This is a genomic window from Paenibacillus sp. LC231 (genome assembly GCF_001860525.1).
In the GTDB taxonomy this organism is placed as follows: domain Bacteria; phylum Bacillota; class Bacilli; order Paenibacillales; family Paenibacillaceae; genus Paenibacillus_AQ.
Window position 1 is genome coordinate 61291 of sequence record NZ_JFOM01000020.1, and the last position, 24391, is coordinate 85681.

At 50.2% G+C, this 24391-nt stretch carries 23 protein-coding genes; 9 read left to right on the plus strand and 14 right to left on the minus strand.

Going from position 1 to position 24391, the window contains the following annotated elements:
* Positions 1-79: 79 nt before the first annotated feature.
* The 6 genes from AK95_RS15545 (at position 80) to AK95_RS15570 (ending at position 5083) form a co-directional block, all read left to right on the plus strand.
* Complete coding sequence (locus tag AK95_RS15545) at positions 80-1072, plus strand: alpha/beta fold hydrolase (RefSeq protein WP_071220875.1); 993 nt, start codon at positions 80-82, stop codon at positions 1070-1072.
* Between the two features lie 133 nt (positions 1073-1205).
* Positions 1206-2381, plus strand: coding sequence for a Fe-Mn family superoxide dismutase (locus AK95_RS15550; protein WP_071220876.1), 1176 nt, complete (start codon positions 1206-1208; stop codon positions 2379-2381).
* Positions 2382-2533: 152 nt separating this feature from the next.
* Positions 2534-2860 (plus strand): hypothetical protein, encoded by a 327-nt coding sequence (locus AK95_RS15555; protein WP_201259391.1) that lies wholly within the window; start codon positions 2534-2536, stop codon positions 2858-2860.
* Between the two features lie 292 nt (positions 2861-3152).
* Positions 3153-3431, plus strand: a complete 279-nt coding sequence (locus AK95_RS15560; protein WP_071220877.1) for a hypothetical protein — start codon at positions 3153-3155, stop codon at positions 3429-3431.
* Positions 3432-3502: 71 nt separating this feature from the next.
* Positions 3503-4777 (plus strand): Tle-like phospholipase domain-containing protein, encoded by a 1275-nt coding sequence (locus AK95_RS15565; protein ID WP_071220878.1) that lies wholly within the window; start codon positions 3503-3505, stop codon positions 4775-4777.
* Positions 4778-4810: 33 nt separating this feature from the next.
* Positions 4811-5083: a hypothetical protein gene (locus AK95_RS15570; protein ID WP_071220879.1), complete on the plus strand. Its 273-nt coding sequence runs from the start codon at positions 4811-4813 to the stop codon at positions 5081-5083.
* Between the two features lie 108 nt (positions 5084-5191).
* Here the strand turns inward: AK95_RS15570 and folE are convergent, their stop codons facing one another.
* The 9 genes from folE to AK95_RS15620 all read right to left on the minus strand — a co-directional run bounded on the left by folE (position 5192) and on the right by AK95_RS15620 (position 15672).
* Positions 5192-5785, minus strand: a complete 594-nt coding sequence (folE, locus tag AK95_RS15575) for a GTP cyclohydrolase I FolE (protein ID WP_071220880.1) — start codon at positions 5783-5785, stop codon at positions 5192-5194.
* A 124-nt stretch (positions 5786-5909) separates the two neighbouring features.
* Positions 5910-6146, minus strand: a complete 237-nt coding sequence (locus AK95_RS15580; RefSeq protein ID WP_009594912.1) for a YneF family protein — start codon at positions 6144-6146, stop codon at positions 5910-5912.
* Between the two features lie 142 nt (positions 6147-6288).
* On the minus strand, positions 6289-8130 hold the full coding sequence (gene queG, locus AK95_RS15585) for a tRNA epoxyqueuosine(34) reductase QueG (protein WP_071220881.1): 1842 nt from the start codon (positions 8128-8130) through the stop codon (positions 6289-6291).
* A gap of 43 nt (positions 8131-8173) precedes the next feature.
* Positions 8174-8776 carry a signal peptidase I gene (gene lepB / locus AK95_RS15590; RefSeq protein WP_071220882.1) on the minus strand — a complete coding sequence of 201 codons (603 nt, stop codon included), beginning with the start codon at positions 8774-8776 and terminating at the stop codon, positions 8174-8176.
* Positions 8777-8980: 204 nt separating this feature from the next.
* Entirely contained in the window at positions 8981-9403 is a 423-nt protein-coding gene (locus AK95_RS15600; protein ID WP_012819018.1) for a GNAT family N-acetyltransferase, read from the minus strand.
* Positions 9404-9841: 438 nt separating this feature from the next.
* Positions 9842-10930: an efflux RND transporter periplasmic adaptor subunit gene (locus AK95_RS15605; RefSeq protein ID WP_071220884.1), complete on the minus strand. Its 1089-nt coding sequence runs from the start codon at positions 10928-10930 to the stop codon at positions 9842-9844.
* Between the two features lie 33 nt (positions 10931-10963).
* Entirely contained in the window at positions 10964-12259 is a 1296-nt protein-coding gene (locus AK95_RS15610; RefSeq protein WP_071220885.1) for an ABC transporter permease, read from the minus strand.
* Between the two features lie 50 nt (positions 12260-12309).
* Positions 12310-13077 (minus strand): ABC transporter ATP-binding protein, encoded by a 768-nt coding sequence (locus AK95_RS15615; RefSeq protein ID WP_071220886.1) that lies wholly within the window; start codon positions 13075-13077, stop codon positions 12310-12312.
* 27 nt (positions 13078-13104) lie between these two features.
* The gene (locus AK95_RS15620) at positions 13105-15672 is read right to left on the minus strand and encodes a hypothetical protein (protein WP_071220887.1); all 2568 of its coding nucleotides are present in this window, start codon (positions 15670-15672) and stop codon (positions 13105-13107) included.
* A gap of 327 nt (positions 15673-15999) precedes the next feature.
* Between AK95_RS15620 and AK95_RS15625 the strand changes: the two genes are divergently transcribed.
* Positions 16000-16608 (plus strand): superoxide dismutase, encoded by a 609-nt coding sequence (locus tag AK95_RS15625; protein ID WP_071220888.1) that lies wholly within the window; start codon positions 16000-16002, stop codon positions 16606-16608.
* A gap of 126 nt (positions 16609-16734) precedes the next feature.
* Here AK95_RS15625 and mutY read toward each other — a convergent pair whose 3' ends face one another.
* Both mutY and acpS read right to left on the minus strand, forming a co-directional pair.
* On the minus strand, positions 16735-17883 hold the full coding sequence (mutY, locus tag AK95_RS15630; RefSeq protein ID WP_071220889.1) for an A/G-specific adenine glycosylase: 1149 nt from the start codon (positions 17881-17883) through the stop codon (positions 16735-16737).
* 25 nt (positions 17884-17908) lie between these two features.
* A complete protein-coding gene (gene acpS / locus AK95_RS15635) occupies positions 17909-18304 on the minus strand; it encodes a holo-ACP synthase (protein WP_071220890.1) in 396 nt (131 codons plus the stop codon).
* A 191-nt stretch (positions 18305-18495) separates the two neighbouring features.
* On the opposite strand from acpS, the gene AK95_RS15640 reads away from it, so the two are divergent.
* Positions 18496-19047: a dihydrofolate reductase family protein gene (locus AK95_RS15640; RefSeq protein ID WP_071220891.1), complete on the plus strand. Its 552-nt coding sequence runs from the start codon at positions 18496-18498 to the stop codon at positions 19045-19047.
* 73 nt (positions 19048-19120) lie between these two features.
* On the opposite strand, the gene nadE is transcribed toward AK95_RS15640, so the two are convergent.
* From nadE to AK95_RS15655, 3 genes are all read right to left on the minus strand, one after another.
* On the minus strand, positions 19121-19930 hold the full coding sequence (gene nadE, locus AK95_RS15645) for an ammonia-dependent NAD(+) synthetase (protein ID WP_071220892.1): 810 nt from the start codon (positions 19928-19930) through the stop codon (positions 19121-19123).
* A 109-nt stretch (positions 19931-20039) separates the two neighbouring features.
* Positions 20040-20474, minus strand: coding sequence for a BrxA/BrxB family bacilliredoxin (locus tag AK95_RS15650; protein WP_071220893.1), 435 nt, complete (start codon positions 20472-20474; stop codon positions 20040-20042).
* Between the two features lie 325 nt (positions 20475-20799).
* The gene (locus AK95_RS15655; RefSeq protein ID WP_071220894.1) at positions 20800-22524 is read right to left on the minus strand and encodes a two-component system sensor histidine kinase NtrB; all 1725 of its coding nucleotides are present in this window, start codon (positions 22522-22524) and stop codon (positions 20800-20802) included.
* A 211-nt stretch (positions 22525-22735) separates the two neighbouring features.
* On the opposite strand from AK95_RS15655, the gene AK95_RS15660 reads away from it, so the two are divergent.
* Complete coding sequence (locus tag AK95_RS15660) at positions 22736-24013, plus strand: BaiN/RdsA family NAD(P)/FAD-dependent oxidoreductase (RefSeq protein ID WP_071220895.1); 1278 nt, start codon at positions 22736-22738, stop codon at positions 24011-24013.
* Positions 24014-24391 lie beyond the last annotated feature (378 nt).

Consider the following 24391-nt stretch of genomic DNA (forward strand, 5'->3'; position numbering starts at 1 on the left):
CGGGCATACGATTATTATAATTTCAACTCTTTCATGTTAACGAAACATATCCAGACTATATGGTAAGGAGGGGCCACTTATGAGCACAACGACTGGTAGTAATGCCCCACTCTCCCAATTAAATGACACGCCAGCCGAGCTGTCGACGGGCTTGGTTCGTTTAAAGCATATTATATTAGCGTTGTTATTATCTGTCGTTTTTTTCCTTGTTTTCTGTTTTATTGCGCTTCATGCCTATATTGCTTGGGTTTTGTCGAATCCGACGGTTGCTCCGCTGTACTCCAATCCCAAGCTTGCTAAAGAGATGAATTACGAGAATGTCACGTTCCACTCCATTGACGGCAAACGAAATATAAATGGATGGTATATCCCGGCCGAGAACTCCTCCAAAACCATCGTGCTCAGCCATGGATACGGCGCTAACCGGGAGGAAACCTGGGTACCGATGTACGATATCGCCCATTACGCGCACAACATGAATTTTAATGTGCTGATGTTTGATTACGGTTTTGCCTCACAGACCAGCAAGGAAGTGGCAACCGGGGGCAAGGAAGAGAAACGCCAACTTCTTGGAGCCATTGAGCATGTGAAGCAGCGCGGCGCGAAGCAAATTGTCGTCTGGGGCTTCTCCATGGGTGCCGGTACGGCGCTGCAGGCAGGGCTTGAGACCAAGGATGTAGATGCCATGATTCTGGACAGCGCCTTTTTATTGGAGCCGGACACGCTTTACCACAACATTCACAACCAGATCAATCTTCCTCGTCATCCGTCCCTGGAGATTCTGGAGCTGCTCTTCCCGGTGCTCAATGGCACCAGCCTGGATCAGATCCCGTACAATGAGGTGAAGAAGCACGATTATCCGTTCCCGACCTTGTTCATCCACGGAACGAAAGACGACAAGGCACCTTACCCGATCGCCGAGAAGATTGCTTCCAACCAAACCCATACGGATTCGGATTCCTGGATTGTAGAGGATGCGCATCATGAGCTTATCTTCCGTGAGCACCCTAAAGAATATCTGCGCAGAGTATCCACCTTTCTAGGAAAACTCGAAACACCGGATGGATCCTGATGCTTTATTGATCATACGATCCACCTCCCCCTGCTGCTTGGATGCGGCGGGGGTATTTTTATTTCCCCCTCATAATACAGGCTGCCACGTGAATATAGTGTGTTTAGTGAACCTGATACTGGAGGGAACGGACATGTTATTTATTTACGGAGCAAAGCTCCCGGTACGATTACTCGAAGAGATTCGCTATTGGAAGCATCAGGAAAGGAAGCATACTGGCCTTATCAAAGCCGTTGTGCCGGAGCTGGAGCCGGACTATGTCAAAACGCTGGATCAATGGGCCGTGGTATTCTCCGACACGGAAAAAGCAGCAGACGAACTTCTGCGCCACATTCTCCGTTATGACGGGCCTCCTTCGCAGCAGGTGCTGGCCCAGGTTGAACAGCTGCTGCGCGCTTCCTGCGAGCAATCCAGAGAGCTCATCCGCCAACTGCATGGCTTGAAGGAGCATAGTGAGGCTGTTCGGAAAGTGCCGCTTGCCAGCACGGTGCTGCACCATGTGATTCGGGAGTCCGAATACTTCCTGAACGCGCTGGAGACGCTCAACTCCGCTGGAGCGCTGGAGAGATTTATGGATGTGGAGATGCCGGTGCAATCCATGAAGCTTCACGAGGCCTCCTCCCCACCGCCATCTCGCTCTGAGGCTGATCTGTCCATTCAAGGCATGGGAGACAGCGGCAAGGCCGTACCGATTGGCGGACATCGCCTTCCTCCGCTGCCTTACGCATATAATGCGCTGGAGCCTCATATCGACGAGAAAACCATGCGGATTCATCACGATATCCATCACCAAAGCTACGTCGACGGTTTAAACAAAGCAGAGAAAAAACTGGAGGCGGCCAGAAAAAGCGGCGATTTCGAGCTGGTGAAGCATTGGGAACGCGAGCTGGCTTTTCACGGTGCCGGCCACTATTTGCACACGATCTTCTGGGACATTATGAACCCGCAGGGCGGTGGGGAACCGGGCGGGGAGCTTGCCCAGCAGATCAAGAAGGATTTCGGAAGCTTCGATCGCTTTAAAAAGCACTTCTCGGAAGCGGCAGACAAAGTGGAAGGCGGCGGCTGGGCGATCCTCGTCTGGAGTCCGCGCAGCCATCGACTGGAAATTCTACAAGCCGAGAAGCATCAGAACCTCTCCCAGTGGGACGTCGTACCTCTTCTGGCACTGGATGTATGGGAGCACGCCTACTACCTCAAACATCAAAGTAAACGCAAGGATTACATCAAGGATTGGTGGAACGTGGTCTACTGGCCGGCGGTTGCGGAGCGTTTCAAGCATGCCAGTGAGCTGAAATGGAAGCCTTTTTAATTCAAAGCCTTGCTGGGTTGCTTCACATTGGTTAATATTGGGTATGTTGTCTATAGCCCTCCTTACTTCATTATGGAGTTTAAGGAGGGCTTATCCTTATTCAAAGGGGTGATTCTCTGTACACTGGAGCACATTGGATAAAGGGGTCGGGATTGCTTACCTTACTCATCCTTTTTTTTGTATCCGTAGGATGCGGCCATCCGTCTTCCATCAACAATAACAATCGCCATGGCAATGAATCCATCGTTGCAGCAAGCAATGCTGCAATTCAATACTTTAAGGAAACGTACGATATGGAGGTCCAAATAACGAGCCAAAATAAATTACCTACATATGTCGCCGATGAAATTGATGTTGGAGGTTTTGTCATAGGGCATCCCGATCAGACTTTCAATTTATCTGTAAACTACAAGACCCTTGAAACCGGGCACTTGGTCATGAGTCCAGAATTGGACAAGATTATTAAAACTAAGGAATAATCCGAGCCTATTGTTAGGTCTTTTTTACTACATATCTGGTTATTTATTCGGTTGAACGCTACCATATGCTGGATTATGATATGACAGTAAGCTTGGTGCGCCACAACTACATTGCCTAAGGCGAAACGAAGAGAAACGATGCGTTCCAAACCAGTACTGCAAGATGCAGCATGCCTGTAAGAGCAGAACATCACCACTGAAGGGATGGGTCAGTGTGAACAGTAGTTTCAAATCACGTGTTTTCATTTTTGCTTTTGTGCTTATCATTTTAATTGTTGGAGGATGCCAGCCAGTGAACAATAACCAAGCCAATACAGACGACAGCTCGGACGAAGTCATAACGAAAGCTAAGACCACAGCCGTTGAGCATTTTAAAGAGAAATACAACTTGGATGTCGAGATTACCAAAGAAGAGATGATGCCTTCTATTGTAGCGGACAAGGTCAACCTTGAAGGGTTTGTAGTAGATCATCCGGAACAAACCTTTAAAATATCCGTCGATTTCAACACAGGCGAGACATCTAATTTCGTAATGAACCCGGAGCTCAGAAAAGCGATTAAGGGCGAGTGATGGGTTGTGCTGCCTTTTGGCTGTAACTAAAGGTTCTGATCCTGCTGAGTCATGTTAAGGAGGGAGTATATTTGAGTTCACCGCAAGTGGATGACGAGACGTACCGATTGATGTCAGAAGCGGCTTATCTCGATCTGAAAAAAGAAGATACCGTTGAGGACTTGCCTGGGTGGGAGGTCCTTGAGGACTATAAGAGCAACAGCATATCTGGTTTTGATGCGGTAACTTTTTACAACAAGGAAACGAATCAGGCCGTTATCGCATACCGGGGCACCGAGGCAGGCAAAGACTTATCCCATGCTCTCCCCGATTATTTGGCCGATGCGGACATTGGCATTGAAGAGATCAAAAGAAAAATCCCGGAATTTCGGCCACCTTGGGCGGACCATGTAGACAAAGTCAAAGAAGCCACGGGGATTAACGATGTCACGGATTGGTTCGGTGAACAATCGCGGCAGATCGATAAAAAAACGGATATATTGGGAACCAACCAGTTGTATCAAGCCGAGGATTATGCGCTGGAAATGAAGGAGAAATACAAGGGTGTTGATTTCACCCTCACGGGTCACTCCCTAGGGGGAGCCAACGCGCAATATGCTGCCGCCTATACGGGCATGTCGGCTGTCACCTTCAGCGCTCCGTCGGTCATCGGAAGCCTCTCCCCTGAAGCCAGAAGAAAGGCAGAGAACGGGGAATTCGATTCCCAAATCATTAATTTCGCCCATCCAGGCGACATTATTGCCAGCGGCGCGCTCGGCGGCTTCGATGGCCACGTCGGTTCTACCTATTACATAGACTCCAGTTATAAAGACGCCAATGACGGTCTCAGTATAAAAGAAAAAATTGATAATACACTGGGCGGCCCCAATTATCATCAGCTTGACCGCTATCGATTCGAGGATGGCTACGTTTCGAACCGTCTTTATGACGGTGCTACCGATAAAGCTGTGGATTCGCCTAGAATCCCTGCTCACAGCAATCTCTTGTTTGGTCTTGGCGGGCCGTTGAGCAATTTGGGCTTAGGTTTGGGCGGCTCACTGGGAGCCCTGGGCGGCTCCGCAGGAGGCTCCTCCGGTACCATCCAGGTAACCCCTGCCGAGCTGCGAAGCGTAGCCGAGAAATGGAGAGCACACGCCCATCAAAGTGATGCCGAAATCCAAGGAATCCGGCAGCGTCTCTCCAAATACATGTTCTCCAGCCACAGCAGACGTCTGCAGCCGATTGTCCAGCAGCTGGATACATCTATCATGTCGATGAGTCAATGGCATCTGCAGCATACCACCGACATCGTTCAGTATATTAAATTCAAAGCGGATTTATTTGAACGGACAGACAACAGCGGGTAAACATCAATACGACAACTACCGGGAGGGATGGAGATGAGTCGAGAGATTCTGCTGGAGCTGGATGATTTGCTTCAGGCCGAACGCGAGCTGTCAGGACTGCTGGCAGCCATTCGGGCCGACGAACAGGAGGCACGGGTCATGTACGCCCGTCTGCAGGATTGGAAGGGACAATCCGCCAATGTGCTGCGCGATCAGATTGAAACCTTCTTCATGGAGATGTCCCGCCGCATCCGGGATATCGAGGAGCAAAAACACGCACTCATCCAATATGTGCGGTATATGAAACAAGTGGATGGGGCCTCTTGAGGAGCCCTTGCCTTGCATCGATTAACATATGAGCTCACATTCGTTGCTGAGCACAAAAAAAGGCTTCGCCTCCGTGGGCGAAGCCTTTTGCAATTGTCTGGATCCTGCTTAGTCTTTAATCAAAGACAGAAATTCTGAACGCTGTGCAGAATCACTCTGGAAGGTACCGCGTACAGCTGACGTGACCGTTTTGCTGCCCGGCTTCTTCACACCGCGCGCGCACATGCACAGATGCTCGCCTTCTACAACGACCATCACGCCATTTGGCTGCAGCGCCTCCACCATAATGTCCGCGATTTGCGAGGTGATGCGCTCCTGCACCTGAAGACGGCGGGTAACCGCCTCTACCAGACGCGCCAGCTTGCTCAAGCCGGCGATTTTGCCGCTAGGGACATAACCGATATGGACTTTACCAAAGAACGGCGCCATATGATGCTCGCACTGGCTGTAATATACGATATCCTTCACAATAACCAATTCCTCATGATTCTCGTCAAAGGTAACCCCGAGGACATCCTTGGGATCCACTTCGTATCCCGCAAAGATCTCCTCATACATCCGCGTTACACGGGCCGGTGTCTCAAGGAGTCCCTCACGCTGGGGATCTTCACCGATCAGTTTCAATATTTGCTCAACATGATACTCGATCTGCTCCCGGTTATCGCCTACTTTATTGTTCACATAATCCTTTACACCCGCCACGGTACATCCCCCTTTTTCGTTCCATAGAAAAACCAAACGGTTAACTTATAGCCGCTGTTAGCGGCCTTTTTAAATAGAAATGCCCCTCCGTCATTTCATTTAGACGGGAGCGGGCTTTTTTTCATTATGATTTGCGTTTACGGCCTTGCCCTTTACCCGGCATAGGCTGATTTTTCATCATTTGCTGTGCGCGCTGCATTTGCTTGCTGTTCATGTTATAGCCCATTTGTTTTGCCATCTTCTGCAGCATTTGCGGATCGTTCTGCATCTTCTCCAATTGCTTGCGGAGATAGAATACGCCGATAAAAAATCCGCCAACCAGACCCACGATCAATGTAATAATCGGAATGACTATATCCATCACTTGACCACCTTCTACTATACTAATATTTACCATTTAATGGCGCATATACGAACCTATCATAGCATGTCCTTTTCGCCACAGCAAATGAAAATAACGGATACATGGCAGCAAGCGGCCCTAGTCATGCATATTGTATCCATTACGACCCTTTTCGGCCTGGCATAGCTCCTTCAATTGTTAACAGAGTGCGTTTGATCTCCGGCCCGCCGGCATATCCGATGAGTGCTCCGTCAGCACCTACCACACGATGGCATGGCACGATGATCGGGACCGGGTTCTTGTTGTTCGCTCCGCCTACGGCACGAACCGCTTTAGGACGCCCGATGGATTCCGCCACATCCTTATAGGAACACACCGTTCCATAAGGAATGGACTTCAGCGCTTCCCACACCTGCAATTGGAACGAAGTTCCGCGCATGTCCAGCTGTACGTCGAACGCCTTTAGCTCCCCTGCAAAATACTGCTTCAACTGCGTGATCGCAGGAGCTAATCTTGCCTCGTCACGCTGGTAGCCGCCGTTACCGGCCCAGGTCCGTGACCACTGCTGGATGACCGCTTCCTTCACATAGAAGCTGCCAAATTCAATAAGACATAATCCCTTCTCCGTTGCGCAGACCGTCAGCGGTCCAATCGGAGATTGAAGTTCATCGTAATACAACATTTCCGGTCCTCCTTCAGGGATGGCCATCGGCTCAACTCCCTGAATAACAGGACTCTCCTGTTCCGGCTTGTCCCCATTAGAGGAACCCGCAGCAGGAGTGCCAGCGGAAGAAGCATCAGCCGCAGCTCCGGCAGGCGCTTCTTTCTCACTCGGTGTATTCAGTTTATTCAAGGCTTGCTGCAGCATATCTCGTACTTGGGAATCCCCTTCTGATTTCATGCTTTTCTCTAAGTTGTTCAACGCTTCTTCGCCTCCAATGCGGCCCAGAGCCCATGCAGCGGTTCCCCGCAGCTCCGGGCGCGGGTCTTTCAGCAGTACCTCGCTCAGCTTCGGTACGGCTGAAATATCTTTAAAGTTGCCAAGCGCGATGACAGCATTGCGCTGAATCGGCTTTCGGCCGCGCCAAGCGGCCGAAGTATCTCCAAATGCCTCCTTGAATTCCCGGTTGGTCATATCCAGGATGGGCAGGAGCAGCGGCTTGGCTTTTTCGGGATCGGGCTTAAAGTCTTCTTGATGAGTCCAATTCTTGCCCCGGTTCTTCGGACAAACAATTTGACAGGTATCACAGCCGTACAGCCGGTTACCGATCTTGCGCATGGCTTCTTCGTCCAGAAACCCTTTGGTCTGGGTTAGAAAAGAAACGCAGCGCTGGGCATTCAGCTGCCCGGGACCGACAAGCGCGCCGGTTGGGCAAGCGTCAATGCACTTGGTGCACTCCCCGCAGTCCTCGGTTACCGGCGTATCCGGCGGAAACGGAATATTGGTCACCATTTCGCCGAGGAATATCCAGGAACCGAACTTCGGAGAGATGATGGCGCAGTTCTTAGCGCTAAAGCCAATCCCGGCTCGCTGCGAAACCGCCCGGTCAACAAGCGCGCCCGTGTCCACCATGCTTTCAAGCTTTGCATCCGGCACGCGTTCTTTAATGTATTCCTCCAGGCGGCTCATGGCCTCCCGGAGAACCTGATGATAATCCCTTCCCCATGCAGACCGCGCCATAATCCCCCTGTACTTGCCAGGCTCTGATTTAGGCGGGTTCTCCATCTTGGAGTGGTACGTTATGGCAATGGCGATCAGGGACTTCGGCTCCGTACCGGGAAGGGCTGGAGTAACCCGCTTATCCAGATCGGACTCCTCAAAGCCCGACTCATACCCTTTATCCCGATGGTTTTGCAATATTCCCTTCAAGGATTCGAACGGCTCCGCCGAAGCAAAGCCGATATCATCAATGCCAAGCTCCGGTGCAACGGTCTTAAGCTCCTGCTTAAGCTCCTCCCATACCGAAGGCGGAGGAGCATACGAGCCGAGTGTGTAGGTCATTCTCCAGCGCCTCCTTTCCTGGGATGATGTTCTGTCTTTTCAGCTACAGCTTTTTGATCTCGGACAACGGCCAGAAAATAAATTCAGCCCTGCCCACGATGTCGCTTTCCTTCACGCTGCCGAACATGCGGCTGTCCTTGCTCTTTCCAAGATGGCGGTTATCTCCCATAACGAAGTAGCGGCCCTCTTCCAGGGTTATAGGCTCAAAGCCCGGGTCCTCGATCGGGACATCGGTATATCCTTCCTGCTGTGCAACTCCGTTTACGTACAGCTTCTGGTCCTTTACCTCAATGGTGTCCCCAGGTACGCCAACGACACGCTTTACAAGAAACTCCTTCTTATCCGGGCCATCACTCGGGTCCTTAAGCACAATGACATCGCCATGGCTCGGTTCGGCAAAGCGATATACCACTTTATTAATAAATAGCCGCTCCGATGCTACCAGTGTCGGCTGCATAGATTCACCTTTAACCATAGAAAGGTTGAACACAAACATATTTAGAAGCACCATAATAACAAATGCAATCGCAATCGTCTTTACCCAATCCCAAAGCTCGGCAGCCCAGCTGTTCTTCTTGCCAGGTTGATTCTGAGGTCCGTTGTTCTCGCCATGCTCAGTTGAATCCGGAGAAATCACTTGTCCCATGCTACACCTACTTTACTTCGATTTCGCCTTCGGGTACCAAAGGCGGCACCTTCAAAAAGGTACATTAATAGAAAAGCATATCTCCCACCCATTTGCAACGGCTGAAAGATATGCTTCATATCGAAAAAATGTCGTTTCTTATCTCTGTCGAAGCTTAAGGCCGCCGTTTGCGCCCGCTCGTATGTACCGCTCTCGTCATGACTACTATTGACCAAGGATACTGAGCTTCTGGAACGACCGCAGGATTTGGCTGGCACCGTATCCCATAGCTTCATAAAATGGCATGGCTGCGGCGTTGTGCTCGTCTCCGGCTACCATGATCCGACTGACTTTCCGTGATTGAAAACGCTGTTCCATTGCCGAAATCAATGCTTTGCCAATCCCTTTTCTGCGGTAGTCGGGATGAATGGCAATGCGGTAATAACAACCATGATTGCGTTCGATCGTACCGATTAAGGCACCAACGATTTCACCGTTTTCTTCAGCCACCATAATCAGATCGGAGTCCCAAGCAAGCTGTCTGGAGAAGGGCTCCATCGTGTTTTCGTAGCATTCTTCCGATAAAGCAATCTGCAGAAGCTCGGTTACGGGGTTACAGTCACTCAACTGAAAGGAACGAACATGCATTTCAAAATCTCCCTTTTCGTTAGCATGATGCGGTTTACCCGGTTTACAAAAATCTAGTATTCCGTTAACGCAAACCTGACATTTATGTTACTACAAAAAACCCGAAAATCCTCTTTCCTTGTCCATTAAACCACATCTTTCTCGTAAATTCACGAGTTTTCTTCTGAAAGCGCTTTATATGAAGCGTTTTCATCTTTTTGGCTGGATAATATTCCATATTTTTGTTGAATAACAGGTTTGTTTCCTGCTGTTAAACCATTAGCTCACTGTTAAAATTACACCCATGAATTTCCAAGCCTTTTCTTTCTGATTGAGATCTATATTTTAATAAAATAACCGGACTTTCCCAGTCCTATCGTTGATATAGGCAAGTAAAAAAACAACAGCGTTCTCTAGGCTATGTGCCTTTGAGCAACGCTGTGTTTACGTTCATCATATTTACTGGAGAACGACGGTGTCGCCCACTTTCAGCCCTGACACAACCTCGACTTTATCCAGCGTCTGCAAGCCGGTCTCGATATCCTGCCGTTCAATCTGACTGCCTCCCTTGTCCACCATGACATAGGAGGTGCCTCCGTCCGTCATAACGGCAAGTTTAGGAACCACAACCGCCTTATCCTTTCGTTTGGTTACAATGTCTCCGTTTAGCGTCAGCCCGCCGATCAAACGATCTTCCTTCGGCAGCGAGATGATTACCTTAAACTGTGGTGTCTGGGAGGTTTGCTTCTCCTGAGCCGTCGTCTCGGCAAATTTGGCCACTTCCAGCACCTTTCCCTTCAGCTTTAGATCCTTGATGGACGGCAGCTTTACTTCAACCGCCATGTCCTGCTTAATGCTGAATATATCGTTTTCCCCGACATATGCCACTAATCGAAGAGAATCCAGGTCGACGATTTTGCCGATATACTGGTTCGCCGTCACCGATTGCGGCCGCTGCTGCGTCGGATCGAACAGAAACAGGCCTGTTGCAGGTGATAGATATGTAGCTTTCTTCAGCCTGTCATTCAAGTCGGCCAGCGTCTGGCGTTCAATATCGTTGGTAACCTCGTCCAGCTGACTGCTCAGCCGAGCATTTTCCTGGTCTGCGAGCATTTTAAGGCGCTCGGCCTCCGTTGCTAACGCCGGGGCGTTATCGAGGTCCTGATTTAACGTGAACTCCTTCAGCTCCTGCTCCAGCTTCCGCTTCTGCAGCTCGGCTTCCTTCTGCTGAAGCTGCTGGCGAATGGCCGTTTGCTCCAATTTAAAAAGCGCATCGCCTTTCTTGATCTGCTGGCCGTTCTCTACGTTCCAAGACTCCACTTTCGCTTCAAAAGGTGCGTACACATTGGTCTCCCGCCCGTATTCGGACGTTCCCTTGACCTGCACGGTCGAGACGATGCTTTCCTCGGTTACGGGAAATGAGATGACCTGCGGCTCTTCCATCATGGGAATCTCGGGTTCTTTCGGTTTCACCTGTCCATATCCCCAATATCCCACCAAGCCCAGCACGGCAACGATAACCGTCCATTTTATGATTTTTTTTATCATACCGATTTAGCTTCCTTTCCGAAACTCATTATCCTAATCCCGCTTGATGGCCAGAAGTGCGTTCGTTCTTGCTGCACTGATCGCCGGATAGATCCCCGAGAAGATTCCGGTCATCACGGCGAATGCAATGCCGATCGGCAGCGTCTCCAGCGTAACCGCAATTTGCAGCCCAGACATGCCCGCCGAAGCCATAATGAATGAATTTAGTCCCTTGATGATCAAAAATGCGAATACGATGCCAAGCAATCCGCCAAGCAAACCGAGCAGGCTGGCTTCTACGATGAACATGTTGCGGATTTGCGGCATATTCGCCCCCAGAACCTTCATGATGCCGATTTGTCTGCGGCGCTGATGCGTAGACATCGTCATCGCTACGATGATCGATATCGAGGCCAATAACAGGATAAATACGCCGATGCCGAGAGCGATCGCTTTGAATGTATCCAATTGGGAAGCGACCTGATCACGCATAGCCAAATTGTCGCTCGCATTCAGCGCAAGCTTTGAGATCAAATCCTCGAGCGGTTTAATATGCTGCAGATCATCCACTTTGACGGTTAGATTATCGTATACCCGCTGTTTGGAAGCTGTCCCATTTTGCAGTTTCAAACTGTTTGTTAGCCATTCCGCCGTATCAAAGGAAATATAGGCCTGACGATCGTAGATCGCAAACTGGGCATCTCTTCCCGTAGGCACGTCCAGCACGCCTCCAACATAAAGCTGCGGGCTAAGCTGTTTCTTGTCACCGTCCATCTGCTCCAGCTGAATATTTTTCCCGTTCATTTCCGATACGGTGCTCTCATACATCTGATATTCTTCCCATATCTTCGGATTGTTGGGATCGCTATTGATCATATTCATTAATCTTTCGCTCGTCTCTGCATCCTTCCATCCGGTTGTTGCTCCGTAATTGAGCACCATAGCACCGATCTGATCAAGCGGGCCGCCTTCCTTGAACCTGTTACCCTGCTCTTTGAGCTTTGACAGGTCCACGGCCACAACGTTGAAGCCGTCGTTGATCAGGTTGTCGGACGAAATGGCTCTAAAATACCCGAGCTGCTTGGTGGCTATAACGGATTTGACATGATCAAAGCCCTGAATCACCTGAACCTTATCATCCGTAAGCAATCCCCGGTCAGCTCCGACCGTGGGGCCGCTGCCTTCACCTTGCCCGCTTGAGCCCTGCGGAGTCACCGTAATTTCGTCAAGCTTCATGCCGCCAATAATTTCCGTCTCCAAATAATTCTGGGCGCCGTTGCCAATGCTGATCGCTACGATAATAGCCGCGCATCCAATCGAAATACCGGTCATGCACAGGGCTGTCACCACTTTACGGCGTTTGATCTGTCCCCATGCCAGCCGTATGCTGTCTAAAATTATCAGCTGACCTCACCTGCCTCCTCCGCATGAACCGGGACCCCAGGCAGGGACGAGGGGGCGTTTGGCCCCCGTTGACCTGCTGCTGGCGTTGTATAGTCCTCCGGCTGAACCAAATAACCGTCACGGAGCATAATCGTTTTTTTCATTTGAGCAGCAACTTCCATCTCATGGGTAACGATGACAAACGTCGTTTTCATGGACTCATTCAACGCCATCATGATTCGGATAATTTCTTCTTCCGTCTTGGTGTCCAGGTTGCCCGTCGGCTCGTCCGCAAAAATTACGGAAGGCTCGGTAATCAACGAGCGCGCAATACTGACGCGCTGCTGCTGTCCGCCTGACAGCTGGGACGGGTACAACGAAGCCTTATCGCCGATCCCCGTCATCTCCAGCAGCTCCATCGCTTTCTTGCGGCGCTTGGACGGAGAAACGGATTGAAAGACCAGTGGAAGCTCCACGTTCTCCCGAACCGTGAGCGTCGGGATCAGCTCATAGGCCTGAAAAATAAATCCGATATGCTTGCGGCGGAAGACAGCAAGCTTGTTTTCCCCGTATTTGACAATATCCTGATCGGCAATATAAATATGGCCTTCCGTCGGCTTCATCAGTCCTGCCATTAAGTTGAGCAGCGTGGACTTGCCCGACCCGGAACTGCCCAGCAGGGCAATCATCTCTCCCTTCTGGACTTCGAACTGGATATTATGGAGCACCTTCAACACTTCGTTACCGTTCTTAAAGCTGTGCGATACATTTTCCAAACGCAACATGTTCGCTATTCCTTTCCGGTTCTTAATTTAACTCTCCTCGTCGGGGACTGCAGTAGGCGTGAATATCAGATTGTAGCTTTGGCTGCCGAGCGTGATCCGCTCATTCTGGAATTCGTCCACCAGGGTTAAGTTAAACCAACCGCCGCGAAGTTTTTTGTATTGCTCATCCGACAGCTCCATCGACACCGACCGGGTGCCCGGCACCTGGATATCGGTACCTGGCGTGAGCGTACGCTCCTGTGTCTGTCCGAGGCTGTCTTTGATGATTAGAATCAGCTTGTGGCCGGAGTCCGCCGCAACGATGCTCTCGCTGCGCTTTACATCAAACGTGATATTCAGCGGAATGGAAGAACTGCCCTCCTGCAGATGTCCTACCGCTTTCGTAACCGAAACGTGGTAAGGATACCAATCGAGATTCGTCAGTCCGGAGCTTACGGCTGGTCTGATCGGATTCAGCATCAATTTTTTCACGCCCATGACACCGGTAGCGTCTTTCCCCGTCTCCGCAAGCTTGCCTCCGGTCATTGCCGTACCCAGAGCAAGCCCCAATTCGCTTGCAGCCCCCTTCGGCACTCTGGCCCAAAAGACGATCGATTGCTTGGATCCCGGCTGAAGCGAGGCTTCCGGCTGAATGGTTTCCGCTTCGTAGATCTTGCCATCCGTGCTTTGGAAATACCCCTTCAGCACTGCTGCTTGAACGCGGCGCTGTTCATTGCTGGTCAGCAAGAACTCGGAATAGACAATATCGGAGTCCACGCCTTCATAGATGACCGTCCGCCGTTCCTGCGCCTCTGCGCGCTTACCAATCGCGGTAACCGTATACGGCTTCCCTTTCTCCAAGGTGCTGATCGACTGCGTCATGCCGGACGTGGTCATGGTAAGGAACGACGTTTTGGCTGTATCCTGCTGCGAGAACAGCTCGAAGCGGAGCGAACGGATATCCTTGGTATAAGGGATTCGCGCCATGACATATACCTCGGTTGATGAGCCCGGGGGAATCAGGGAACCCTGCTCCTCCGCAATAACCTCCGAACCGGCCAGCGTCGTTTTTTCGTCCGCTGTGACGTTTACTTTAAGCTCAGGCAGCGGCAGCGATTTGGATTCCTGGGTATTCCGCAGACGCAGCTTCGCAACGATCAGATCCTGATCCTGCCATGGCAGACGCTGCATGGATTCCAGCGTGTACGCAAATCCTTTGGCCGTCTGCGCGTCGTACTCCACGCCGATCGATGATTTGCGTTCCGTTTGGTAAGGGATGGCAAAATATGCAATCGGCAGGGTCAATGACTCCTGGACCTCGGTGGTCGTCTCACTGCCCGGTTCACCCGAGCCCGCCGGCGGATTGGATGAGCTGACAGGGCCAGATGCCCCGATCATTTGCAGCTTCAACCGGTCCTGCTTGAGATCAAGCGGAAGTGTTATTTCCATCACCATCGTTTTCTCTTCCCCGGGACGGAGTGTCAAACCCGCCTTGTTATCCGGAGTGTAAGGATGGAAGGAGCCTTCGGATGCTTTAATCGCATACTCGTAGGCCGGAACCTCCACCGATTTTTTTCCTTTGTTCTTGAAGGCCATCTCGATACTCCATATGCCCTGTCCCCCGGCGGCGCGCAGCGAAGCCTGGCGGATTCTGGCATCGACCGGAATACCCTTGATGGTCAACTTCTTGGCCGCGCCAGCCGCGACATCCCACTTTGGAGCTGTTGCCGCAGGCAGCTTGAAGGATGCGACCGGCAACGACAGCTTCAGCGTTTCATCGTTTTCGGTCCACAAGAAACGCAAACCGGTCGTTTTAAGATAGGAGGGAACTTCCGTTATGTAATAAACCAGTTTCTTTTCTTTCGGCTGAACAGGCACACCCTCGGCCCCTGCCTCATGACGCAGAAGGAATGAACTGCCGCTTCCCGTCACCAAATACGGTTCGAACCCGCGGTCATTCCATACCTTTCCGCCATGGTTCGTCATATACATCCCGACTTTGGCGATGACTTTCCCGTCGTACTTGATGATCTCCAGTGATTCAGCCTGTACGGTAACCGGACTGCCGCCCAGTTGCAGCTTGGAGCTCGAACCGGATGGTACGGCGGCTGAATAGTTGGCCGGCATCCTGTACGTTCCGACACGCTGCAGGTAGCCTTTGACCTGCGGATTCCATACGTCCATCACCAGCTTCATGCCGGACAAGGAGCTGCTATCGGTCTTCGCATAGTAGGTTACACTCAGGCTTTGCCCAGGTTCTACCTTCTTCTTGGTTAGATCCTTGGAAATGGGATTGGCTGCCGTCACCGAACCGCCGGGAAGCACCACCTTGGGAAAATAAGATACCAGGCGCGCTGCGCTTTTCCCTCCGTTTTTATAAGTCAGTGTAAATACCGCCACATTCGTGCCGGTTTGCTGCCATACGTCGGCATGGTCAAGCTTTGCCGTGACGTAGTTGCCAAGTTTCACGCTCCAGGCGAGCGCTGCACCCTTCTGCGCAGTCGACTTCGTGATTTGCGATGGCTGCGTCTTAGATGCTGCAGCTTCCACTTGCGGTGCCGCAGCCAGAATGGCAGCCATCAGAATGGCAGTCACTCTGAGCTTTGTACTATTCATGTTATGTACCGACCCCTTTCTACCTCGACATATCCCTTCTATATCGACGTTTAATCATAGATTTGTTCAAGACTATATATATAACGACAAATTTCAAAGAAAAGTTTTCCATTAATATTCATTGCGCTGAAACAACGTTCCATCGTGCAAAAAATTAGCCCTCTGTCGACTTTTCAAACATAAAAGTTGATTTAATCACCCAAAACGGTTTAATATATGTAGTGTAGCCGGATTACATATTACGTTTCTCCGGGATGATAAAGACTTCCTGATGAAGGAAGACCCTTTCATCATAACCAAAAACTAAATTTACAGGAGGTTTTTACTATGGCATTTCAATTACCAGCACTTCCTTACGCAAACGACGCGCTCGAGCCTCATATCGACGCACAAACGATGGAGATCCACCATGATCGCCACCATAATACCTACGTAACCAACTTGAACGCTGCTCTTGAGAACGCTCCTGAGCTTCAAGGCAAATCCCTTGAGGAACTGATCGCTAACCTTGACGCTGTACCGGAAAGCATCCGCACAGCGGTTCGCAACAACGGCGGCGGCCATGCTAACCACTCCCTGTTCTGGGAAGTTATCGGACCAAACGGCGGCGGACAACCGACTGGCGCATTGGCTGATGCCATCAACAGCGAGCTCGGCGGCTTCGATAAATTCAAAGAAGATTTCGCAAAAGCGGCTACAACCCGTTTTGGCAGCGGCTGGGCTTGGCTCGTTGTTAAAGACGGCAAACTGGCAGTAACCAGCACACCAAACCAAGACAGCCCGATCATGGAAGGTCAAACTCCTCTCCTCGGCCTGGACGTTTGGGAGCATGCTTATTACCTGAAGTATCAAAACAAACGCCCTGATTACATTTCTGCATTCTGGAATGTAGTAAACTGGGAAGAAGTCGGCAAACGTTACGATAACGCGAAATAATATCGCTTAACTAAAAACCGATATCATACCAAAAAAAGGCTGCTTTCAGCTGTAGACCCTGTCTACCGCGAAAGCAGCCTTTTTATATCGATATCATGCTGTTACATTCCAAGGGTATTTTCGGCTTCAAGATGAGAAATACGAGTTCAAAATCCGAATGAACACATTCGGAAATGCGTAGCGTTCCATGTCATGCACGTGAATCCAGCGAAAGTTCTCTTCGCCTGTCTCATAAGCCGCTGCACTCTCTGCTGCTTGCAGGGCTGCTGGCGGCACCTCGTGCCACTTACAGCGGTACACGCCCATATTCCATTGAATATGGCTAAAGGTATGCTCAGCGTCCATCACATGGCCGATCGGCAGAACCGGAACCCCTTCTTCCAGTAGGGCATCCCTCAATCGGCTCATCGTTGTCTCCTCGGACATCGCGGTAGGTAAGCCGCTCCCCTCGGTGGATACAATTACATGCGGCAGCTCCCACATCCCTGCCAATAAACCGGTGGATGGACGCTTGCGGATCAGAATCTTCCCTTCGTGCACGCCGGTGCCCTCTACAATCGCCGTAAGGCGGTATTCAGGACGCGGCGGCTTGGCCTTCGTCTTAATAGGAAGGGACTCCTCTTTGCCCTCAAACCGCGCTGTACAATGCTCCATCACCGGACATACCAGACATTTAGGAGACTTCGGCGTACAGATCAACGCCCCCAGTTCCATCAGCGCCTGGGTGAAATCCGATGCTCGCCCATCCGGAACCAGCGTCAGCACCAGCTCCTCCATCTTGGTCCGGGTTTTCACCTTCATAATATCTTCTTCAATCAAAAAATAGCGGGACAGCACACGCATGACGTTACCGTCCACTGCGGCGGCAGGAATGTTGAAGGCAATGCTGCGAATGGCACCCGAGGTATATGGACCAATGCCTTTAAGTCCCGACACTTCTTCTTTGCCGCTCGGCATAACGCCACCATACTGCTCTGTCACCTGCCTGGCGGCAGCCTGAAGGTTGCGTGCCCGGGAATAATAGCCGAGGCCCTCCCAGCATTTCAATACATCGTCCTCCGGCGCATCCGCAAGCGACTGAATCGTTGGAAACCGTTCGATAAACCGGTGGAAGTAAGGAATTACCGTGTCCACCCGGGTCTGCTGCAGCATGATCTCAGATACCCATATATAGTAGGGATCGCGGTGCCTGCGCCAAGGCAAATCCCTTTTGTTGATCTCATACCAATCCAGCAGCTCGTGGCTGAAGTATTGTTTGTGTTCCTTGTTATACATCTATAAGTAATCTCCTTCGTTAACCTTACTTTATCTTCTCAACCACGGCAAAAGCGGAAGCCAGCGTGGCCTGATGCGAAATCGTCAAATGAATCGCATAATGGGCGGACTCCTCCATTCCAAGGCGGTCCCAGGCTTCCCGGGATAAACATGCCTCAGGCCTGCCAAGAGCACCCGGCAGCACTTCGATGTCACGAAACCCGATTACACCCCCGATTCCGGAGCCAAAGGCTTTGGATATCGCCTCTTTGGCAGCAAAGCGCCCGGCAACAAACTCCGTGCGTTTCGCCCCCTTGCTGGCGGCAATGACCTGCTCGCCCTGCGTAAGCACGCGCTGCATGAACCTCTCTCCATGCGGGCCTGTCATTAACATCTCCATTCGCTTCATGTCCAGCACGTCATGTCCGATTCCGTAGATCACAATCGTCCGCTCTCCTTCATGGATCCAGTCTTCCTGTCCAAAAAAATATACTCCTACTTATTGTATCAGTCGATGTACCTCAACGCGAGACCAACGGTGTTACAACAAAATGAATTAAATAAAATTGTTGTGTTTCAAATTTTATCCATATAGACTGTACAAAATAGCATGATGTGAGGGGGAAGCATATTATGGGCTCATTGATTTATCACGTTGCCGTTTCGCTTGACTATTTTATCGCAGATCAAGCCATGATGGATGGGAGGATCGACCGCACTCTCTTTTTATTCGATGGGGATCATGTTCCGGACTTCTTGGCAGAGATTCAGGAGTTTGAGGCTGTGCTGATGGGCGGTAAAACCTATCAGTTTGGATTTAAGATGGGGGCTAAGCCGGGTGAGCCTGGTTACAAAGGACTCAAACATTATATATTCTCACGGTCATTAGAATTCGAATCCAATGATGAAGTTGAGTTAGTCAAGGAGGACGCCATCCCGTACATCCATAATCTCAAACAACGGACAGACGGTAAGCTCTGGCTGTGCGGCGGCGGGGAATTGGCAGGAAGCCTGCTTCAGCATCAACTGATCGATCAGCTTGTATTAAAGGTCAACCCGGTAATCGTTGGCGACGGCGTTCCGTTGTTCGGCAGTGTCAAACCCCGGCTAAGACTCGAACTGGTCGATATGAAGCAATATGCCAACGGCGTTCTCAAACCGACCTACAACATCATGTATACCTAACCTAGTGCCTCGCTAAATAAATAGCCTTCCGGAGGGTATTTCTCCGGAAGGCTATTTGCTGGGTATTCGTATGTTAGATGCCTGGAATCGTATTGCGCTTGTGCGCGGTTTTGTTGTAATAGCTCTCGAGCTTCTGCTGAACATCAGGGTTGATCGTCTTGCCTTCCAGATAATCGCTGTTATCCTCGTAGCTGATTCCGAGCTCTTTCTCGTCTGTCTGACCTTCCCAAAGGCCGGCAGAAGGCGCTTTGTCCAGAATCGATTGCGGAACCCCCAAATAGGATGCGAGCATACGAACCTGACGCTTGTTCAGGGAACTCAGCGGCGTAATGTCCACTGCTCCATCGCCCCACTTGGTATAGAAGCCGGTAATCGCCTCGGAAGCATGATCCGTGCCGACAACGATCAAATTCTGTTCGAATGCCAGCGCATATTGTACCACCATACGCACCCTTGCTTTCACATTACCTTTGCCGGGAATGCTCATATGTTTATGGACGCCGATATTCTTCAGGCCATGCTCTACCTCCAGTGCAACCTCGTTCACGGCTTCCTCGATATTGGTCTCGACGGTATATTTCAAATCGAAGGCCTTCGCCGTGGCGTAGCTGTCGGAAATATCAGCCTGCTCGCCGTATGGCTGGAACACCCCTAGTGTCTTGTATTCCTTACCGGTCTCCTCCGTAAGCTCGTCAGTAGCCCGTTTGCACAGACCGGCAGCCACCGCCGAATCAATCCCGCCGCTAATGGCGATCAGCAATCCGGAAGTACCCGAGTTCTTCACATAGGTTTTCAGAAAATCAACGCGCTTGCGCACCTCTTCCTCCACATTAATGGTAGGTTTGACACCCAGTTCGGCGATAATTTGTTCTTGTAGGCTCATGATAGATGACTCCTTTCAGTATGTTCTCTCTTTTATGAAGTGCTTCTATAACAAAAGCCCCGCGGCTTCGGAATATGCCGAATGCTTCGGGGCCTATGTAACTGCCGAATTACTGGCAGTAGCGATTGAATGCGTCGGTCAAATCCGCCGCGATTTCTTCTGCAGAACGATTCTCCACTTGATGGCGCTCAATAAAATGCACTAATTCTCCGTCCTTCAACAGCGCAATCGATGGGGAGGATGGAGGATACGGAGCAAAATACTCGCGGGCTTTCGCCGTTGCTTCCTTATCCTGTCCTGCGAACACGGTATACAAATGATCCGGCTTCACCTGGTTCTCAAGCGCTATAGCTACACCAGGACGTGCTTGCCCAGCTGCGCATCCGCATACGGAGTTTACAACGACCAGCGTTGTGCCTTTCGCTGCCGGAAGCACTTCCTCCACCTCTTCAGGTGTTGTCAGCTCCTTGATTCCCAAGCTAGTCAGCTCATCCCGCATCGGTTGAACCATATCGCGCATATATCGGTCAAAAGACATACCCATAACTGCTTCACTCCTTATATAAACAAGATTGTTCGAATTATAACAGCTCATCGATATCTATATTATACAATCCTAAAGAGTGAAAGCAAGAAAATACAAAACGAGCAGCATCACAAAATAGGATACCGCCCGTCTTTCATTGTTTCATTCTTTGAACTAGGTAGCAGGATAGTTTACCCCATCTTTTTTCTTGTCAACGATGGGCTCGCCACGGCGCTCTTTGTTTTCACGCTCCTGCTGCTCCTGTTGTTTGGAATCATTTTTACTCATCCGAATCCCTCCTTTACCCTAAGCTCTACCTTAGAATGCCTAATTACCAATCCGTTTATTCGGAAGCGGCAGCACTCTCGGTTTCCGGTAAGCTTTGCGGGAACGAGCGGACAGGAAAGGAAATAATGAAAACCGTTCCTTCCCCTAGCCGCGACTTCACATCAATGGTCCCGTGATGACGCTGTACAATGCTCATGCACAGGGCAAGTCCCAGCCCCGTTCCCTTGCTCTTCGTCGTAAAGAAAGGCTCAAACAAACGCTCCAGCTCATTCTCGGAGATGCCAATCCCGGTATCCGCAACATAAAGCTGGACCTGATCCCCTTCGAGCCTGGTTTCGAACGTCAACGTCCCCTTGTCGTCCATAGCCTCCATCCCGTTTCGGCACAGGTTCAGAATCAGCTGTTTCATCTCCTTGGCATTCAGTTGCAGATGGGGAATTTCGGTTCCGAGTTTCAGCTCAATGCTCTGGCCGCGCAAATTCGCGTCAGCCCACAAGAGGGGACTGAGCTCATGTATAATGTCATGTAGGTGACACTCTTCTTTCTCTGCAACCCGGTTTTGGGCGAGGGATAAAAAATCGCTGATGATACCGTTGGCCCGATCGAGCTCCTCCATGACAATCCGGTAATAATGGTCCAGCGTATCCGGACTCTTCTCCTGCATCAGCTGCAAGAATCCACGCACGACAGCCATCGGATTGCGAATTTCATGGGTAATGCTCGCCGCCATTTGGCCAACCAAACTTAAACGCTCTACATTAATAAATTCCGTCCGAAGCCGCTCCAGCTCCGTAATATCTTCCATAATACCTACCGCACCCAAGATGTCGCCGTTCTCGTTATGTATAAGCGGATAAATGCCCGTGGAATACACCCTGGTAGCGCTTCGCATAATCTCACCGGTGCTTTCGATTCCATCTATCGCTCTATGAAACCGACTGCGCAGATGTTCTTTTTGAATCATGCCATCCAATAAGTCAAACAACGGTCTGCCGATAACATCCTTGGTCGACAGATTGGGAAACACATTTCGAAAGCTGCGGATAAGCGGTTGATTAAAGGCGATGATATTGCCGCTTCGATCTACCGCGACCATCCCTAAAGGAATCATCTCCATCATTTTGGTTAACGATGACCACTCTCTGTTCTTCACATCATATTGGCCCGCGCCCAGACGCTCATTGGTTAATTCGATCCAATACACAATCATTCCAGAATAAAAAATGCCGATCAGCATATACAAAATGGTCACCAATATCGTATCCGGATTCAGAGCATCATTCTTAACCTTTCCTTCAATCGCGTGGGAGGCTACAATAATCAGCATGGCCGGAATAAGCGCGCTCCACAGCCAGCAAATCTTCTCGGTCATGGAGCCTTTCCTGAAATTAGAGGTGATCCAAGGTAATAGCGAATACCCCAGAACCAGCATATTCAGAATGAGGCCGATCGTGGACCAGCCATTAATCAGCCCTTGGCCTGTGATATACACAGCTGCAAGAAATAGCCCTGAACGACGACCTCCATATAATATGCCTAAAAATAACGGAATTACGCCAAGGTTGATCGGTACGTAATAATCGTTCATGGCCGAGATCAAAACACATAATACAGTGCTGATTCCGCATGCAATGACAATATGTTTGCGAAATCGAAGCAGATCATCCGGATTCTTCTTGTTCAGGCACTTTAGATGTCTGTCGAGGAGAAGCGGCAGATGAAAGATGAGTGTACCAGACAGCAAAACTTGCAGCAAAATATCTTTCCATAGGCTCAGCACAGTGATCGATCACCTCAATTGGACGACGCATCTAATATTTCTGATTAAAGCATAGGCGACATCATATTACAATATCTTGTAATTTCTCTTTCGAAGCCCGGGTAAACTACATCCTATGTCCTATTCATGAGGTTTGGGATAATTCGCAAAAATCCTATATAATAAGATTCATCTATTAATTGATATACCCCCAAAGGAGCTATGAGCAAACATGCTTGAATATGATATTATTGTCGTCGGCGGCGGACCTTCCGGATTGATGTCCTGTGTTGCTGCAGGGGAAAGAGGAGCTTCCGTTCTGCTGATTGACAAAGGAGATAAACTAGGCCGTAAACTTGGCATATCGGGCGGCGGAAGATGCAATGTGACGAATGCCAAAGAACAGGATGAATTGATTGCCAACATCCCGGGAAACGGCCGTTTTCTATATAGTGCTTTTCAGCATTGGAACAATAAGGATATCATGTCTTTTTTCGAGGGCCTTGGCATTCGCCTCAAAGAAGAAGACAATGGGCGCATGTTTCCTGTGACGGATAAAGCCTCCAGTGTCGTGAATGCCTTGATTGGTAAAGTGAAGGAGCTCGGTACCGACATCCGGACAAACAGTCCGGTGAAAAAAGTTCTCTATGAGAACGGCCGGACGGCCGGGATCGAACTGAAATCCGGGGAAGTGATCAAGTCTTCCTGCGTGATCATTGCAACCGGCGGGCAGTCTGTGCCGCAAACCGGTTCAACGGGGGACGGGTATCCTTGGGCTGAGGCGGCAGGACATACGATTACGGAGCTGTATCCAACCGAAGTGCCTATCGTCTCCACCGAGCCTTTTATTGCCTCTAAAGAGCTGCAAGGTTTGTCACTGCGGGATGTTGAGCTCTCCGTCTGGAATCCGAAAGGAAAAAAAGTGATTGCCCACCGGGGAGATATGCTGTTCACCCATTTCGGGGTGTCCGGTCCGATCGCGCTGCGTTGCAGTCAATTCATCCGCCAGGTGCAGCGGAAGTTTGATATCGTAAATGTGGACATTGCCATCGATATGTTCCCCGATCGCTCCCAAGCGGAGCTTGAGGCCGAACTCAAAGGACGGCTGGAGGATGAGCCGAGAAAAAGCATCAAAAACGTGCTCAAGGGCATGCTGCCGGAACGAATGATCCCCCTGCTGCTATCCAAATCCTCCATCGACAGCGACATGATCTGCAGCGGTATCTCCAAACCGGCGCTGACAACCTTTATCTCGATTCTAAAAAAGTTCATGTTCCGCGCGTCGGGCACCCGTTCGCTGAAGGAGGCCTTCGTGACAGGCGGCGGCGTCAGCCTCAAGGAAATCCAGCCCAAAAGCATGGAATCCAAGCTGATGCCCGGCCTCTTCTTCTGCGGTGAAATTCTGGATATTCACGGATACACCGGCGGTTACAATATTACAGCCGCCTTTGCAACCGGTTATACGGCAGGCAAGCATGCTGCCGAAGCAGCAGCGGTAAGTAAATCATAAGAAAAACGTCGATCGACGTACTTTCACAGATGACAGACCGCGGTTAGATGAGGTTTTTCTTGCGATATCAGGAAGTCACTAGCTTCGAAGTTTATGCTTTCTGCTATCTATAAGAAAAACGTCGATCGACGTACTTTCACAGATGACAGACCGCGGTTAGATGAGGTTTTTCTTGCGATATCAGGAAGTCACTAGCTTCGAAGTTTATACTTTCTGATATCTTGAATAAAAGCGCGCTGTATGCCCCATCCTGGTATTATCCCCTGATGGTAGACAGTGAAAAAAGAGGACATGTTACAATGAACTCAAACACTGGATACCGGAGGGGATTTTTGTTATGCCAGCGAAGAAAGGTCAAACTTTTAATCGATATAGTGA